Here is a 748-nt window from a genome sequence, read left to right on the forward strand (position 1 = left end):
TTACGGTACATATAAATCAAAATAAAAAATATAAAAAATAAGAACGGTAGAATAAAAACTAACAGCTGAATTAAAATAGTGGTAACGATGTCTGACGAGCTGTAATAAATCACATAATTAAATATATCATCGCCATTAAATGATACTGGGTAAGTGAGTTTATAATTACCTTTATAAATAGATAAACCTGGGGTTTGTTCTAATGGCTGATAATTTTCACCATCGCCATTTTCGTAAAAATGCAGTAGATCCCCGTCTAAGTCATACAGAGTTAACGAGAGGATCTCTTTATGCTCTTCCAAAGAGCGATTAAGCTCAATGGCTGTCTCGGTATCTTGGTAGATTGCAGTATCAATGAGTAATGGTGAAAAGGTATTCATCATCACTTTAATATCTTTTACCACCCGTTGGGTATTGTTGTAATAACTAATGTAAAGCGCTGATAACATGACACAAAGTAGAACCGTGCTCATTACCAGCGCAATTTTACTAAACAAGCTTGTTTTATGATATAAATGATGAATATCATGGTCGTGCGAAATCTTGGCGTTGAATTGCTCACTTTTTTCTTTTGCCAGAGAATTATCGTCAACATTTTCCTTCATCATTTTACCCTCAAGGTAAACCTATTTCTCGATGGGCAATCCCTTCTCAGACCAATCAATCCAAGAACCATCATAATGCGCAACATTAAATCCAGCTTGTTTTAATAAGTAATAAGATAATGTCGATGCTGTACCTTTATTAC

The 748-nt window shown here is 34.2% G+C and carries 1 pseudogene; it reads right to left on the minus strand.

Annotated features, from left to right (window positions below):
- Window positions 1-608 (minus strand): annotated as a pseudogene (locus E5A76_RS08805) (hybrid sensor histidine kinase/response regulator); the annotation flags it as partial.
- Window positions 609-748: the final 140 nt, after the last annotated feature.

The organism is Photobacterium lucens (assembly GCF_009873615.1).
GTDB lineage: Bacteria > Pseudomonadota > Gammaproteobacteria > Enterobacterales > Vibrionaceae > Photobacterium > Photobacterium lucens.